This is a genomic window from Pantoea vagans (genome assembly GCF_004792415.1).
Classification (GTDB): domain Bacteria; phylum Pseudomonadota; class Gammaproteobacteria; order Enterobacterales; family Enterobacteriaceae; genus Pantoea; species Pantoea vagans.
On record NZ_CP038853.1, the window covers coordinates 3,836,711 to 3,853,266 of the forward strand.

Genomic DNA, 16,556 nt, shown 5'->3' on the forward strand with positions numbered 1-16,556 from the left:
CTCCCTTCAAGCGGCCCTCTGGCCGCTTTTTTATTTAATCCGCATCGTAGCCGAGATTCGGTGCCAGCCAGCGCTCCACCTCTGTGACCGATATTCCTTTACGTGCCGCATAATCCTCCACCTGATCACGCTGAATCTGCGCCACGGCGAAATAGCGGCTGTCAGGATGGCTGAAATACCAGCCGGACACCGCCGCACCCGGCCACATGGCAAAGGATTCGGTCAGTTTCATGCCGGTCTGCTCTTCAACCGCCAGCAGACGCCAGATGGCAGCTTTTTCAGTGTGATCCGGGCAGGCCGGATAGCCTGGCGCCGGACGTATCCCCTGATAATTCTCCCGAATCAGCTCTTCATTGCTGAGGTTTTCGTTGGGCGCAAAGCCCCAGATCACCTTACGCACCCGCTCGTGCAGGTATTCAGCAAAAGCTTCCGCCAGACGGTCCGCCAGCGCTTTGACCATGATCTTGTTGTAGTCATCGTGCTGACGATCATAGGCCTCCGCCAGTGCATCCTCTTCCAGTCCGCCGGTCACCGCGAACGCGCCAAGGTAATCCGCTTTTCCCGCTGACTTCGGGGCAACGAAATCCGCCAGACAGTAGTTGGCGAAGTCGGTTTTCTCGGTCTGCTGACGTAAGTGATGACTCACACACAATATTTCATCGCGTCGCTCGTCGCGGTAAATATGGATATCATCGCCAACCCGGTTAGCCGGGAAAATACCGACCACGCCACGCGGCTTCAGCAGCGACTCCTCACTTAATCTGTCGAGCATCGCACTGGCATCGGCAAACAGACGCTGTGCCTCTTCACCCACCACCTCATCCTCAAGAATGCGGGGATATTTACCCGCCAGCGACCAGGTCATAAAGAACGGCGTCCAGTCGATGTAGTTGCGTAGCGTCGCAATACTGGCCTCCACCTGACTGACATCAGCGCGATGCGGCACCGGCGGCGTGTAGCTTTCCCAGTCAATCGACGTGGCGTTATCGCGCGCCGCCTGCAGCGAGACCGGCGGCGTGCGTGGCTTTTTACGTGCATGCTGGATGCGCACGGTCTCATACTCTTTGCGGGTTCGGGCAACGAAGTCGTCTTTCAGCGTGGCGGAAAGCAGCGACGACACCACGCCAACGGTGCGAGAGGCGTTCTGCACATAGACCGTCGGGCCGCTGTAGTGCTGTTCAATTTTGACGGCAGTATGTGCCTTCGAAGTGGTCGCGCCGCCAATCAGCAGCGGTAAGGTAAAGCCCTGCCGCTCCATCTCTTTCGCCATATTGACCATCTCATCCAGCGACGGCGTAATCAGGCCAGACAGGCCGATGATGTCCGCCTTCACTTCACGCGCCGTTTTGAGGATTTTCTCGCCCGGCACCATCACGCCAAGGTCGATAATTTCGTAGTTATTACACTGCAGCACCACGCCGACGATATTCTTGCCGATGTCATGCACGTCGCCTTTGACGGTAGCCAGCACGATTTTACCGTTGCTGCGCCCCGCCTCTTTGCTGGCTTCGATAAACGGCTCCAGATACGCCACTGCCTGCTTCATCACGCGCGCCGATTTCACTACCTGCGGCAGGAACATTTTTCCTTCGCCGAACAGGTCGCCGACCACGTTCATTCCGGACATCAGCGGCCCCTCAATCACCTCTATCGGACGGGGCACCTGCTGGCGCGCCTCTTCGGTATCCTGCTCAATGAACTCCGTGATGCCTTTGACCAGCGAATATTCGAGCCGCTTCACCACGTCCCAGCTGCGCCACTCGGCGAGCTGCTTGTCCTGCGCGCCATCACTTTTGCCGCCACGGTATTTCTCCGCCAGCGCCAGCAGCCGCTCGGTGCCATCATCCCGTCGGTTGAGGATCACATCCTCCACCGCCTCGCGCAGTTCTGCCGGCAGATCGTCATAGATGGCCAGCTGGCCTGCGTTAACGATGCCCATATCCATGCCGTTACGGATGGCGTAGTAGAGAAACACCGCATGTATCGCTTCACGCACCGGATCGTTGCCACGGAATGAAAACGACACGTTGGATACGCCGCCGGAGATCAGCGCATGAGGCAGTTCACGCTTGATGTCTTCACAGGCACCGATGAAATCCATGGCGTAGTTGTTGTGCTCGTCGATGCCGGTGGCGACCGCAAAGATGTTGGGATCGAAAATGATATCTTCCGGCGGAAAGCCGACCTGTTCGGTCAGGATCCGGTAAGCGCGGCGACAGATTTCGATTTTACGGGCGCGGGTATCTGCCTGGCCCACTTCGTCAAATGCCATGACCACCATCGCCGCGCCGTAACGCCGCACCTGGCGCGCATGGTGGATAAAGGCCGCTTCACCCTCTTTCATCGAAATCGAGTTCACAATCCCTTTGCCCTGAATGCACTGCAGCCCTTTCTCAATCACCGCCCATTTCGAGGAGTCGATCATAATCGGCACCCGGGCAATATCGGGTTCGCCCGCAATCAGATTCAGAAACCGCACCATCGCCGCTTCGGCGTCGAGCATCCCTTCATCCATGTTGATGTCGATAATCTGCGCGCCGCTCTGAACCTGCTGCAGTGCCACTTCCAGCGCGTCGTTGTACTTCTCTTCTTTGATCAGCCGCTTAAATTTTGCTGAGCCGGTGACGTTGGTGCGCTCACCGACGTTAACAAACAGCGACTCTGCGGTGATGTTCAGCGGCTCCAGACCGGAGAGGAGACAGGCCACCGGAATCACCGGCAAGGGACGCGGTGCGACGCCTTCAACCGCCGCGACCATGGCCGCAATATGTTGCGGCGTAGTGCCACAGCAGCCGCCAATAATGTTCAGGAAGCCCGAAGTAGCCCACTCACCTATCTGCTGCGCCATCAGCTCTGCATCGAGATCGTATTCGCCAAAGGCATTGGGCAGTCCGGCGTTGGGATGGGCAGTCACGTAGCCTTCAGCGATGCGCGACAGCTCCGCCACATACTGACGCAGCTCATCGGGGCCCAGCGCGCAGTTCAGGCCAAAAGAGAGCGGTTCGGCATGACGCAGGGAGTTGTAAAACGCTTCCGTAGTCTGACCGGAGAGCGTCCGACCGGAGGCGTCGGTGATGGTGCCAGAGATCATCAGCGGCAGCTTCACACCCAGCGCGTCCATCTCGGTCTTCACCGCATAGACAGCCGCTTTGGCATTCAGCGTATCGAACACCGTTTCGATCATGATGAGGTCAGCACCGCCCTCCACCAGCGCACGGGTCGATTCACGGTAGGCTTCCACCAGTTGATTAAAGGTGACGTTGCGATAAGCAGGATCGTTGACGTCGGGTGAGATCGAGCAGGTACGGTTGGTCGGGCCGAGCACACCCGCAACGTAACGCGGACGATCCGGCGTTTTCGCCGTCCACGCATCGGCACAGGCACGCGCCAGTCGGGCCGCTTCGAAATTGATCTCCGCCGACAAGCTTTCCATCTGGTAATCTGCCATCGCAATCGACGTGGCGTTGAAGGTGTTGGTTTCGAGGATATCTGCACCGGCAGCCAGATAAGCGTCGTGGATCTCGCGGATCACCGACGGTTTACTCAGCACCAGAAGATCGTTGTTGCCTTTGAGATCGCAGGGCCAGTCAGCAAAACGGCTGCCGCGATAATCCTCTTCCTCCAGCCGGTAGCTCTGGATCATGGTGCCCATGCCGCCATCCAACACCATAATGCGTTGTGCGAGCTGCTGATGTAGCGCGTCGATTTTAGTGCTCACTGTTGCCCCATTCACGTCAGTCTGCTGGTGGAAAACCCTGTTTTTCATTCTGGCACAAGCCTGTCTGGCGACAAAGTAACCTCTTCTGCGACAGGTTCCAGTCATGTCCATACAGGTCTGACCAGAAAACCAGCGTTTGCAAACGGTGTGATTAAAACGAAAATGATTTCCACAATGAAAAAGGAGAGACAACAATGGCAACGCCCGTTCCCGTTAAGCGCGGTAAGAAACCCCGCGGCACCCCTGTCGCCGCACCTGCGGGCGGTCAGGTTCAATCACTGACGCGCGGCCTGACGCTGCTGGAGCTGATTGCGGATTCACATGGCAGCGTGGCGCTGACCGAGCTGGCACAGCAGGCGGGCCTGCCTAACTCCACCACGCATCGCCTGCTCAGCACCATGCAGCAGCAGGGTTTTGTCCGCCAGGTGGGCGATCTCGGGCTGTGGACAATCGGCGCGCACGCCTTTGTGGTCGGCAGCAGTTTCCTGCAAAGCCGCAATCTGCTGGCGCTGGTCCACCCGGTGCTGCGCAGCCTGATGGAACAGTCCGGTGAGACGGTGAATCTGGCGGTGCTGGATCTCAGCGACCACCAGGCGGTGATCATTGATCAGGTGCAGTGCACCCAGCTGATGAGGATGTCTGCGCCGATTGGCGGCAAGCTGCCGATGCATGCTTCAGGCGCAGGCAAAGCGTTTCTGGCGCATCTGGGTGATGAACAGATTACCGCCCTGCTGCATCAGAAAGGATTGCATTACTACACGCCGAAGACCCTGATGTCGCCGCAGAGCCTGAAAGAGAATCTGGCGCAGGTGCGCAAAGCGGGCTTTTCGCTGGATGATGAAGAGCATGCACTCGGACTGCGCTGTGTCGCCGCGCCTATCTATGATGAACATGGCGAAGCGTTTGCCGCACTCTCCATCTCCGGCCCCATCGCCCGCATGACGGACGATCGCATTACGGAGTTAGGTGCGCTGGTCATCCGGGAAGCGCGTCAGGTTACGCTGGCGTACAGCGGTCGTTAACGGTGTCTGCCGCGTAGCAGACGCTGAAACGCTGCGTCTGCCGCCAGGCGATCACCTCTTCCACATGCCCCTGGGCGATGCGCTGCTGCTGCGCGCGCCACCAGCGGGCGTCGAATATCTCCGGATGCAGTTGCAGCAGTAAGGCGCCAGTCGCGGCTTCACTGCATAACGCATAGCGGAAGGTTTCCGGGAAGACATCATCCGGTCCGACGCTGTACCACGGCTCAGCGCTGAGTTCATCTTCCTCATAGCGCGCCGCGGGCACCTCGCGGAAGTTCAGCTCCTGCATCGGGCGAATCTCATCGTAATCGTAAAAAATCACGCGGCCATGGCGGGTTATGCCGAAGTTTTTGAACAGCATGTCGCCAGGAAAGATGTTGGCGGCTGCCAGCTGTTTAATCGCGTGGCCATACTCTTCAATGGCGTGTCGTTGCTCAGCGTCGCTGGCCTGCGCCAGGTAGAGGTTGAGCGGCTGCATACGACGCTCCAGCCACAGATGACGAATGATCAGGCGATCGCCTTTGATACAGAGCTTCTCTGCCACACAGGCGTGAAGTTCCGTCAGCAGCGCCGGTGAGATGCGCGACAGCGGCAACGCAAACTGCTCGAACGCCTGCGTATCCGCCATTCGTCCCACGCGATCGTGCTCTTTGACCTGCTGATAACAGGCGCGGACCTGCGCTTCCGTCACCTCTTTTTGCGGTGCGAAGCGATCCTTTATTACCTTGAACACCCAGTCAAAGCCCGGCAGCGTGAAGACCAGCATCACCATGCCGCGCACGCCGGGCGCGATCTCAAAAGCGGTGTCACTCTCTGCCAGCGCCTGAAGATATTCACGATAGCTTTCGGTTTTACCGTGCTTCTGGCAGCCAATCGCCATATAGCGCTCCGCCAGCGTTTTGCCAGGCAGAATCGGTTGCAGCCAGGCAACCAGCGCCGCAGGCACCGGGGCATACACTATGAAATAGGCACGGGCAAAACCAAAGACAATGCTGGCGTCATTCACATCAGTCAGGCAGGTATCGATCCACAGTTCGCCAGCTTCCGTGCGCTGTATCGGCAGCAGACAGGGAAAAATGCCCTCCGGCAGCTGCAGGCGCGCCACCAGCCAGGCGGTTTTGTTGCGATAGAAGAGTTCACTGTTGACCTCAAGCCAGCCCTGATCCAGCCGGGGGAAATGCGACTGCAGGTGGCGGACAATCCAGCCGACATCACGCGCGCGGTGCTGCCAGGGCAGCGTCAGCGGTAAATCTCCCAGCACCTGATCCACCAATGCCTGCCAGCCCCGCTCCGGCTGATAATGGCGCGACAACGGTCGCAAAGGTGTCACCGGTGCAGTCTGGGACTGAGAGCTGAAAATAAACAGCCGGTCCGGCTGCAGGTCGGTATGTCCATGCAGCCGGCAGTAAACCGAGTTAAAGAAGCTTTCAGCAATTTCATGCCGGGGATAGCCGGGCAGCAGGCTTTGATAGTGTTCCTTGACCCGCAGCCAGAAAATCTCATCCCAGCTGGCCGCGCCATTCAGCACCCGCAGTTGATCGGCGACCAGACTGACGTGATGATCATAGAGATGAATGCGGGCCTTCATGGCATGCTGCACCGCCTGCCATTCTGCCTGCTCGAACCGCTGCTGCGCCCCGGCGGTAATATCCAGAAAACGGCCATACTGCGCATCAAAACCCTGCAGGATAGTGTGGGCGATCAGGGATTCACGTGGCGGCATAGTCAGCTCCGGTCAATGCCCGCCCGCGTGGTGCGGGCGGGGAATCCGTCATAGGAGAAGTGTCAGAACTGGTGCTCTTCGGTCGAACCGGTGAGCGCGGTGACCGAAGACTTACCGCCCTGAATGATGTTGGTCACCTGATCGAAATAGCCAGTGCCGACTTCCTGCTGATGCGACGAGAAGCTGTAACCGCAATCGCGGGCAGCGAACTCAGGCTGCTGAACCTTTTCAACGTAGTGACGCATCCCTTCGCCCTGGGCATAGGCATGCGCCAGATCGAACATGTTGAACCACATGCTGTGGATGCCCGCCAGCGTGATGAACTGGAAGCGATAGCCCATGTCGCTCAGCGCCTGCTGGAACTTCGCGATGGTGCGGTCGTCGAGGTTCTTCTTCCAGTTGAACGATGGCGAGCAGTTGTAGGCCAGCAGTTTGCCGGGGAAGCGCGCATGGATGGCGTCGGCAAAGCGCTGCGCCATCGCCAGATCCGGCGTTGAGGTTTCACACCACAGAATGTCAGCATAAGGGGCATAGGCCAGCCCGCGACTGATCGCCTGTTCAATGCCAGCGTGGGTGCGGAAGAAGCCTTCTGCCGTCCGGTCGCCACGGATAAAAGGACGATCGTATTCATCGCAGTCTGAGGTAATCAGGTCCGCGGCGTCGGCATCGGTGCGGGCCAGCAGCACGGTGGGTACTCCCATCACATCCGCAGCCAGCCGCGCCGCCACCAGTTTCTGAATCGCTTCCTGAGTCGGTACCAGCACTTTGCCGCCCATGTGACCGCATTTTTTCACCGCCGCCAGCTGATCTTCGAAGTGAACCGCAGCCGCGCCCGCCTGAATCATCGCCTTCATCAGCTCATACGCATTGAGTACGCCGCCAAAACCGGCTTCCGCATCAGCGACAATCGGCAGAAAGAAATCGGTATACCGGCTGTCACCCTTTTCGATACCGCTGGACCACTGAATCTGATCGGCGCGCTGAAAGGTCTGATTGATGCGCGTCACCACTTCCGGCACCGAGTTCACCGGATAAAGCGACTGATCGGGATACATCTGCCCGGCTACGTTGGCATCCGCAGCCACCTGCCAGCCAGAAAGGTAAATTGCTTCAATGCCCGCTTTGGCCTGCTGCAGTGCCTGCCCGCCGCTGAGCGCTCCCAGACTGTTGATATATCCTTTCTTCGCTTCGCCGTTCAGCAGCGCCCATAACTTCTCCGAACCGCGCTCCGCCAGCGTACAGGCGGGCAGGACCGAGCCGCGCAGATTGACGACTTCTGCTGCGCTATAAGGGCGGGTAATGCCCTGCCAGCGTGCGGTCTGCCAGAGTTGTTCCAGTTGATCGATCTGTTGAGTTCGTGTCATGGCAATAGCTCCTCTGTTCAGGGGATCAGGCGGTAGCCTGGCAGGGTAAGAAAGGAAACCAGCTCGCGTTCGGTGGTGATCTGCGCCATCAGCTGCGCCGCGTCGTCATAGCGACCGGCACTAAAGCGGGCTTCGCCCAGCGCGTTTTGCAGCAGATGCAGCTCTTCGTTCAGCCAGCGCAGAAACAGTTCGGCCGTGACCCGCTGGCCACTGTTCAGCACTTGCTGGTGACGAATCCATTGCCAGATTGAGGTGCGCGCAATCTCAGCAGTAGCGGCATCCTCCATCAACCCGTCAATCGGCACACAGCCGTTACCACTGATCCAGGCTTCAAGGTATTGCAGCGCGACGCGGATGTTGGCGCGCATTCCGGCTTCGGTGCGCTCACCCTGACAGGGTGCGAGTAATTGCTCCGCCGTGATCGGGGCATCTTCTTCACGCATGACATGCAGCTGATTCGGCCGGTCGTCCAGCGCAGCATCGAAGACCGCCATAGCGGTATCCGCCAGGCCCGGATGCGCAATCCAGGTGCCGTCATGCCCGTTGCCCGCCTCCCGTTGTTTATCTTCCGTCACGCGCTGCAGCACCCAGGCATTGCGCGTCGGATCTTTAGCGGGTATCAGGGCTGACATTCCGCCCATCGCGAATGCTCCCCGGCGATGACAGGTTTTAATCAGCAGGCGCGAGTAAGCATCCAGAAACGGCTGAGACATGGTGACGGACTGGCGATCCGGCAGGACGCGATCCGGATGCTGTTTCAGGGTTTTGATGTAGCTGAAGATGTAATCCCAGCGGCCACAGTTGAGTCCAACGATGTGATCGCGCAGGTTCCACAGGATCTCATCCATCTGAAACACGGCGGGTAAGGTTTCAATCAGCACTGTTGCTTTGATCGTGCCGCGCGGCAGATCGAACTGATCCTCGCTGAAGCTGAAGATCTCACGCCACCATGCGATCTCCTGCCAGCTCTCGGTCTTAGGCAGATAGAAGTAAGGTCCGCTGCCCTTAGCCAGCAAAGGTCGGACGTTGTGGAAAAAATAGAGCGCGAAATCAAACAGCCCGCCCGGAATCACCTCACCCTGCCAGCTGACATGTTTTTCTGACAAATGCAGGCCGCGAACCCGGCACATCAGCACCGCTGGATTAGCGCCGAGCTGATAAATTTTGCCCGTGTCGCTGGTGTAACGCAGCGTGCCCTGCACCGCCTCACGCAGGGTAAGCTGCCCGTCAATCAGCTTTGACCACTCCGGCGACAGCGAATCCTCAAAGTCGGCCATAAAAACTTTTACGTTTGCGTTCAGGGCATTAATCACCATTTTTCGCTCGGGCGGGCCCGTGATCTCGACCCGACGATCTTCTAAGTCTGCCGGAATGGATTGAATATGCCATTCGCTGGATCTTATGGAAGCCGTTTCCATATCGAAGTCTGGCAGATAGCCCTGGTCATATTGCTGCTGACGCTGCTGGCGAGCTGATAACAGCACGTTGCGTTGTGGTGCAAAGCGTGCAACCAGCACCTCCAGAAAAGAGACGGCCTCGGGGGTTAACAACTGCTGTTCGGCATGGTTAAAGGGCTGGCTGAAAGAGAGGGTATGGCTGATCACTGAGTCTGTCATGCTGGCTTTCTCCTGTATTCAAAGGATCGAATGCAGCGGATCCACACGGTGTTCGTTTTGTGAGCGACAGGATCAGAGCATAAGCATTTATTTTTCTAAATCAAAAACTATTTCCATTTTTGGATATAAATTATTCTATCCCAATGTTTTACATGCAATTAAAGTTATTTTTATTAAAGGAACGACTTTCATTCTTGTTTTAGCGACGAAAAAAAACCGTGTTGCCTTTGGCTAACACGGTTCAGTTGCTCGTCGGGTGCGACTATTCCAGCGTTGGATTCATGCGGCGCAGATCGAACGGGGTGATCTGGTAAACATAGTAGTTGAGCCAGTTCGAGAACAGCAGATTGCCGTGACTTCGCCAGGTGGCGCGCGGTGGCAGAGCCGGATTATCCTGCGGGAAGTAGTTATACGGGACTTCCGGGCTTACTCCCGCTTCATAATCGCGATGATACTCACCCGACAACGTCAGCGCATCATACTCCGGGTGACCGGTAACAAACACCAGACGTTTGTCTTTACTCGCCATCAGATAGGCGCCGGTTTGTTCCGATTCAGCAAACAGCTCAAGATCGGTGTAATCCGTGATCAGCTGAGTAGGAAAATCAGCATAGCGTGAGTGTGGCGCAAGGAAATTATCATCAAAACCCCGGGTCAGTAACGCATGGGGATGCAGAATCTGGTGCTCATAGACGCCAGACAGCTTGTTATGCCGGGTTTGCTTGGGAATGCCATACAGAATATTAAGCGCAGCCTGCACGGCCCAGCAGACAAACAGGGTTGAGGTGACATGCTCATTTGCCCAGTGCAGTACGCGCTGAATCTGGGGCCAGTAGGCGACATCATTAAAATCGACCAGTCCCAATGGTGCACCTGTCACGATTAAGCCATCGTAGTTGTCATGCTGGATATCTTCAAAATTGCAGTAGAAGTTGTTGAGGTGCTCAGTAGGCGTATTGCGTGACTCACGGCTGTCGATGCGCAGCAGCTGAATATCGATCTGTAAGGGCGAGTTGGAAAGCAGACGCAGAAACTGGTTCTCCGTTTCGATCTTTTTCGGCATCAGATTCAGTATGAGCACTTTAAGCGGTCGGATCTCCTGAACACTGGCGCGCGACGATGTCATGACAAAGACATTTTCGTCGCGCAAAAAATTCACTGCCGGTAATTCGTCGGGAACCCTGATTGGCATAGCCTGCTCACCTCTCGCAACCATATAAACGTTTAGACATCTGGATGCCCAACATTAGCCTGATCGTTGTAAGATGTCGAGGTTTCATGCAGAAAATGAAAATGTTTCAGCTTAAAGTGACAAACAACAGACGTAAAAAAGCCCCGCACTTTCGTGCGGGGCTTCTTCACTTATTTAATGCCTGGCAGTTCCCTACTCTCGCATGGGGAGACCCCACACTACCATCGGCGCTACGGCGTTTCACTTCTGAGTTCGGCATGGGGTCAGGTGGGACCACCGCGCTACAGCCGCCAGGCAAATCTTGGTGCACGAAACGAACCTTTTACGCCATGACCGCGTTGCCATCGCTCAGCCACACCGGTCACATACCTCAGTATGCTCCCGCTGATGTCTTCGCTCTGCGCCCTGTCACGCCGCAAAATCTTTCGTTTCCGCTAATTTTATCCGGAATAAGCTGAAAATCTGTCTCTCAAAAACGCCTCTGGCGTTGTAAGGTTAAGCCTCACGGGTCATTAGTACCGGTTAGCTCAACGCATCGCTGCGCTTACACACCCGGCCTATCAACGTCGTAGTCTTCAACGTCCCTTCAGGACCCTCAAGGGGTCAGGGAGAACTCATCTCGGGGCAAGTTTCGTGCTTAGATGCTTTCAGCACTTATCTTTTCCGCACTTAGCTACCGGGCAATGCCATTGGCATGACAACCCGAACACCAGTGGTGCGTTCACTCCGGTCCTCTCGTACTAGGAGCAACCCCCCTCAATTCTCCAGCGCCCACGGCAGATAGGGACCGAACTGTCTCACGACGTTCTAAACCCAGCTCGCGTACCACTTTAAACGGCGAACAGCCGTACCCTTGGGACCTACTTCAGCCCCGTGATGTGATGAGCCGACATCGAGGTGCCAAACACCGCCGTCGATATGAACTCTTGGGCGGTATCAGCCTGTTATCCCCGGAGTACCTTTTATCCGTTGAGCGATGGCCCTTCCATTCAGAACCACCGGATCACTATGACCTGCTTTCGCACCTGCTCGAGCCGTCACTCTCGCAGTCAAGCCAGCTTATGCCATTGCACTAACCTCACGATGTCCGACCGTGATTAGCTGACCTTCGTGCTCCTCCGTTACTCTTTAGGAGGAGACCGCCCCAGTCAAACTACCCACCAGACACTGTCCGCAGCCCGGATTACGGGCCTACGTTAGAACATCAAACATTAAAGGGTGGTATTTCAAGGTTGGCTCCACGCAGACTGGCGTCCGCGCTTCAAAGCCTCCCACCTATCCTACACATCAAGGCTCAATGTTCAGTGTCAAGCTGTAGTAAAGGTTCACGGGGTCTTTCCGTCTTGCCGCGGGTACACTGCATCTTCACAGCGAGTTCAATTTCACTGAGTCTCGGGTGGAGACAGCCTGGCCATCATTACGCCATTCGTGCAGGTCGGAACTTACCCGACAAGGAATTTCGCTACCTTAGGACCGTTATAGTTACGGCCGCCGTTTACCGGGGCTTCGATCAAGAGCTTCTCCTTGCGGATAACCCCATCAATTAACCTTCCGGCACCGGGCAGGCGTCACACCGTATACGTCCACTTTCGTGTTTGCACAGTGCTGTGTTTTAATAAACAGTTGCAGCCAGCTGGTATCTTCGACTGGCTTCGGCTCGGGGAGCAAGTCCCTCCACCTACGCGCCAGCGTGCCTTCTCCCGAAGTTACGGCACCATTTTGCCTAGTTCCTTCACCCGAGTTCTCTCAAGCGCCTTGGTATTCTCTACCTGACCACCTGTGTCGGTTTGGGGTACGATTCTGTGTTACCTGATGCTTAGAGGCTTTTCCCGAAGCTGGGCATTTATCACTTCAGCACCGTAGTGCCTCGTCGTCACGCCTCAGCGTTGATAAGGGACCGGATTTACCTGGACCCTCCGCCTACACGCTTAAACCGGGACAACCGTCGCCCGGCTGATATAGCCTTCTCCGTCCCCCCTTCGCAGTAACACCGAGTACAGGAATATTAACCTGTTTCCCATCGACTACGCCTTTCGGCCTCGCCTTAGGGGTCGACTCACCCTGCTCCGATTAACGTTGAACAGGAACCCTTGGTCTTCCGGCGAGCGGGCTTTTCACCCGCTTTATCGTTACTTATGTCAGCATTCGCACTTCTGATACCTCCAGCATGCCTCACAGCACACCTTCGACGGCTTACAGAACGCTCCCCTACCCAACAACGCATAAGCGTCGCTGCCGCAGCTTCGGTGCATGGTTTAGCCCCGTTACATCTTCCGCGCAGGCCGACTCGACCAGTGAGCTATTACGCTTTCTTTAAATGATGGCTGCTTCTAAGCCAACATCACGGCTGTCTGTGCCTTCCCACATCGTTTCCCACTTAACCATGACTTTGGGACCTTAGCTGGCGGTCTGGGTTGTTTCCCTCTTCACGACGGACGTTAGCACCCGCCGTGTGTCTCCCGTGATAACATTCCTCGGTATTCGCAGTTTGCATCGGGTTGGTAAGCCGGGATGGCCCCCTAGCCGAAACAGTGCTCTACCCCCGAGGATGAGTTCACGAGGCGCTACCTAAATAGCTTTCGGGGAGAACCAGCTATCTCCCGGTTTGATTGGCCTTTCACCCCCAGCCACAGGTCATCCGCTAATTTTTCAACATTAGTCGGTTCGGTCCTCCAGTTAGTGTTACCCAACCTTCAACCTGCCCATGGCTAGATCACCGGGTTTCGGGTCTATACCCTGCAACTTAACGCCCAGTTAAGACTCGGTTTCCCTGCGGCTCCCCTATACGGTTAACCTTGCTACAGAATATAAGTCGCTGACCCATTATACAAAAGGTACGCAGTCACCCCCATAAAGAAGGCTCCCACTGCTTGTACGTACACGGTTTCAGGTTCTGTTTCACTCCCTCGCCGGGGTTCTTTTCGCCTTTCCCTCACGGTACTGGTTCACTATCGGTCAGTCAGGAGTATTTAGCCTTGGAGGATGGTCCCCCCATATTCAGACAGGATACCACGTGTCCCGCCTTACTCATCGAGCTCACAGCACATGCGCTTTTGTGTACGGGAGTATCACCCTGTACCCTGCGACTTTCCAGACGCTTCCACTAACACACATGCTGATTCAGGCTCTGGGCTGCTCCCCGTTCGCTCGCCGCTACTGGGGGAATCTCGGTTGATTTCTTTTCCTCGGGGTACTTAGATGTTTCAGTTCCCCCGGTTCGCCTTGCAGCACTATGTATTCATGCTGCAATGATGCACAGAGTGCACCGGGTTTCCCCATTCGGACATCGACGGCTGTAGCGGTTCATATCACCTTACCGTCGCTTTACGCAGATTAGCACGTCCTTCATCGCCTCTGACTGCCTGGGCATCCACCGTGTACGCTTAGTCGCTTAACCTCACAACCCACAGGCGTTTTTCAACGCTGCGAGCTGCAAGCATTTGAGAGACTCGAACATGTCGCGTTTTTCATTCTTATTACGGAGAATGAAAACGACACGTCGTTTCAATTTTCAGCTTGTTCCGGATTGTTAAAGAGCAATATCTTAAACATGACTCTTAAGTCATCTTTAAGATATGTGGGCAACATCTTTCACCTGTCACCAAGCTTTGGCGTCCCCTAGGGGATTCGAACCCCTGTTACCGCCGTGAAAGGGCGGTGTCCTGGGCCTCTAGACGAAGGGGACAATTAAGTCTGTCTTCGAAAGACACTTTGCTCGTTATTTTCTATCAGACAATCTGTGTGGACACTGCGCGGGAAGGTATCTTCAGGTAAGGAGGTGATCCAACCGCAGGTTCCCCTACGGTTACCTTGTTACGACTTCACCCCAGTCATGAATCACAAAGTGGTAAGCGCCCTCCCGAAGGTTAAGCTACCTACTTCTTTTGCAACCCACTCCCATGGTGTGACGGGCGGTGTGTACAAGGCCCGGGAACGTATTCACCGTGGCATTCTGATCCACGATTACTAGCGATTCCGACTTCACGGAGTCGAGTTGCAGACTCCGATCCGGACTACGACGCACTTTGTGAGGTCCGCTTGCTCTCGCGAGGTCGCTTCTCTTTGTATGCGCCATTGTAGCACGTGTGTAGCCCTACTCGTAAGGGCCATGATGACTTGACGTCATCCCCACCTTCCTCCGGTTTATCACCGGCAGTCTCCTTTGAGTTCCCGACCGAATCGCTGGCAACAAAGGATAAGGGTTGCGCTCGTTGCGGGACTTAACCCAACATTTCACAACACGAGCTGACGACAGCCATGCAGCACCTGTCTCAGAGTTCCCGAAGGCACCAAAGCATCTCTGCTAAGTTCTCTGGATGTCAAGAGTAGGTAAGGTTCTTCGCGTTGCATCGAATTAAACCACATGCTCCACCGCTTGTGCGGGCCCCCGTCAATTCATTTGAGTTTTAACCTTGCGGCCGTACTCCCCGTGCGGTCGACTTAACGCGTTAGCTCCGGAAGCCACTCCTCAGGGGAACAACCTCCAAGTCGACATCGTTTACGGCGTGGACTACCGTGGTATCTAATCCTGTTTGCTCCCCACGCTTTCGCACCTGAGCGTCAGTCTTTGTCCGGGGCCGCCTTCGCCACCGGTATTCCTCCAGATCTCTACGCATTTCACCGCTACACCTGGAATTCTACCCCCCTCTACAAGACTCAAGCCTGCCAGTTTCAAATGCAGTTCCCAGGTTAAGCCCGGGGATTTCACATCTGACTTAACAGACCGCCTGCGTGCGCTTTACGCCCAGTAATTCCGATTAACGCTTGCACCCTCCGTATTACCGCGGCTGCTGGCACGGAGTTAGCCGGTGCTTCTTCTGCGGGTAACGTCAATCGACGCGGTTATTAACCGCATCGCCTTCCTCCCCGCTGAAAGTACTTTACAACCCGAAGGCCTTCTTCATACACGCGGCATGGCTGCATCAGGCTTGCGCCCATTGTGCAATATTCCCCACTGCTGCCTCCCGTAGGAGTCTGGACCGTGTCTCAGTTCCAGTGTGGCTGGTCATCCTCTCAGACCAGCTAGGGATCGTCGCCTAGGTGGGCCATTACCCCGCCTACTAGCTAATCCCATCTGGGTTCATCCGATAGTGAGAGGCCCGAAGGTCCCCCTCTTTGGTCTTGCGACGTTATGCGGTATTAGCCACCGTTTCCAGTGGTTATCCCCCTCTATCGGGCAGATCCCCAGACATTACTCACCCGTCCGCCACTCGTCACCCGAGAGCAAGCTCTCTGTGCTACCGTCCGACTTGCATGTGTTAGGCCTGCCGCCAGCGTTCAATCTGAGCCATGATCAAACTCTTCAATTTAAGTTTGATTTGCTTAAACAAGTTAAGCGGTGCTCATCTGTAAAACGTCATAATGAATTTCATTATGTGTTCACTCGTGAGGCTTTGATATTTTGTTGCGTCCTGAGACGCTGATATCAATCCTGCGAGTGCCCACACAGATTGTCTGATAAATTGTTAAAGAGCAGTGCGAACAGTGCGTTAGCGTCCTGTCGCGAGGTGGCGTATATTACGCTTTCCTCCTGCAGAGTCAACTTCTTTCTCAGAAGTTTTTCTCCGGCGGCGCAGTCTCCTGTGCCTCTCAACCCGTTTCCCGTTGCCGGTGTTCCGTGTTGATGGATGCGCATTATAGGGAGTTCGCGCAGAGGCGCAACCCATAAAATGCATAAAAAAGCGCGTTCGCTGCATTCCACAGCAAAAGCCGCTGTTATACGCAGTTACGCACAATGTTATCCACACGGAGCGGGCTAATCGAATTTAGGCGAGCATCACGCAAACGTTTTCGCTACAATGCCGGGCAATATTCCGGACCCCCTTATCGGGGCGTTACCTGAGGTTTTTGATCTTTTCTTCTTATATAGAAGAGAAAACCGCGATAAAACCTGATGTAACGCTCTTATATACGCGAAACAA

Annotated in this window: 6 protein-coding genes, 1 tRNA gene and 3 rRNA genes; 1 reads left to right on the plus strand and 9 read right to left on the minus strand. The window is 55.7% G+C overall.

All coding sequences use genetic code 11. The features are described 5' to 3' along the window. Nucleotides 1-34: 34 nt before the first annotated feature. Nucleotides 35-3,670: a methionine synthase gene (gene metH / locus EGO56_RS17965; protein ID WP_420371903.1), complete on the minus strand. Its 3,636-nt coding sequence runs from the start codon at nucleotides 3,668-3,670 to the stop codon at nucleotides 35-37. 242 nt (nucleotides 3,671-3,912) lie between these two features. Here metH and iclR point away from each other — a divergent pair, with 242 nt between their 5' ends. Further along, nucleotides 3,913-4,740: a glyoxylate bypass operon transcriptional repressor IclR gene (gene iclR / locus EGO56_RS17970; RefSeq protein WP_033734860.1), complete on the plus strand. Its 828-nt coding sequence runs from the start codon at nucleotides 3,913-3,915 to the stop codon at nucleotides 4,738-4,740. On the opposite strand, the gene aceK is transcribed toward iclR, so the two are convergent. The 8 genes from aceK to EGO56_RS18010 form a co-directional block, all read right to left on the minus strand. Beyond that, nucleotides 4,715-6,463, minus strand: coding sequence for a bifunctional isocitrate dehydrogenase kinase/phosphatase (aceK, locus tag EGO56_RS17975; protein WP_135910427.1), 1,749 nt, complete (start codon nucleotides 6,461-6,463; stop codon nucleotides 4,715-4,717). The two genes, iclR and aceK, sit on opposite strands and share 26 nt — an antisense overlap. A 62-nt stretch (nucleotides 6,464-6,525) precedes the next feature. Then, nucleotides 6,526-7,827 carry an isocitrate lyase gene (gene aceA / locus EGO56_RS17980; protein ID WP_135910428.1) on the minus strand — a complete coding sequence of 434 codons (1,302 nt, stop codon included), beginning with the start codon at nucleotides 7,825-7,827 and terminating at the stop codon, nucleotides 6,526-6,528. Between the two features lie 17 nt (nucleotides 7,828-7,844). Further along, nucleotides 7,845-9,443: a malate synthase A gene (gene aceB, locus EGO56_RS17985; RefSeq protein WP_135910429.1), complete on the minus strand. Its 1,599-nt coding sequence runs from the start codon at nucleotides 9,441-9,443 to the stop codon at nucleotides 7,845-7,847. Between the two features lie 262 nt (nucleotides 9,444-9,705). Then, nucleotides 9,706-10,635 carry a homoserine O-acetyltransferase MetA gene (metA, locus tag EGO56_RS17990; RefSeq protein WP_013359748.1) on the minus strand — a complete coding sequence of 310 codons (930 nt, stop codon included), beginning with the start codon at nucleotides 10,633-10,635 and terminating at the stop codon, nucleotides 9,706-9,708. A 179-nt stretch (nucleotides 10,636-10,814) separates the two neighbouring features. Beyond that, nucleotides 10,815-10,930, minus strand: a 5S ribosomal RNA gene (gene rrf / locus EGO56_RS17995). A gap of 196 nt (nucleotides 10,931-11,126) precedes the next feature. Beyond that, nucleotides 11,127-14,032, minus strand: a 23S ribosomal RNA gene (locus tag EGO56_RS18000). A 212-nt stretch (nucleotides 14,033-14,244) separates the two neighbouring features. Continuing rightward, nucleotides 14,245-14,320 (minus strand) — tRNA-Glu (locus EGO56_RS18005). A gap of 86 nt (nucleotides 14,321-14,406) precedes the next feature. Further along, nucleotides 14,407-15,944: ribosomal RNA gene (locus EGO56_RS18010) — 16S ribosomal RNA — on the minus strand. Together the 16S, 23S and 5S rRNA genes with 1 tRNA gene alongside form the textbook arrangement of a ribosomal RNA operon. Nucleotides 15,945-16,556 lie beyond the last annotated feature (612 nt).

Bases quoted from the DNA above. Each gene is read 5' to 3' on its own strand.
- aceA (WP_135910428.1), bottom strand. From the start codon at position 7,827: ATGACACGAACTCAACAGATCGATCAACTGGAACAACTCTGGCAGACC.
- aceB (WP_135910429.1), bottom strand. From the start codon at position 9,443: ATGACAGACTCAGTGATCAGCCATACCCTCTCTTTCAGCCAGCCCTTT.
- metA (WP_013359748.1), bottom strand. From the start codon at position 10,635: ATGCCAATCAGGGTTCCCGACGAATTACCGGCAGTGAATTTTTTGCGC.
- metH (WP_420371903.1), bottom strand. From the start codon at position 3,670: ATGGTGTTGGATGGCGGCATGGGCACCATGATCCAGAGCTACCGGCTG.
- iclR (WP_033734860.1), top strand. From the start codon at position 3,913: ATGGCAACGCCCGTTCCCGTTAAGCGCGGTAAGAAACCCCGCGGCACC.
- aceK (WP_135910427.1), bottom strand. From the start codon at position 6,463: ATGCCGCCACGTGAATCCCTGATCGCCCACACTATCCTGCAGGGTTTT.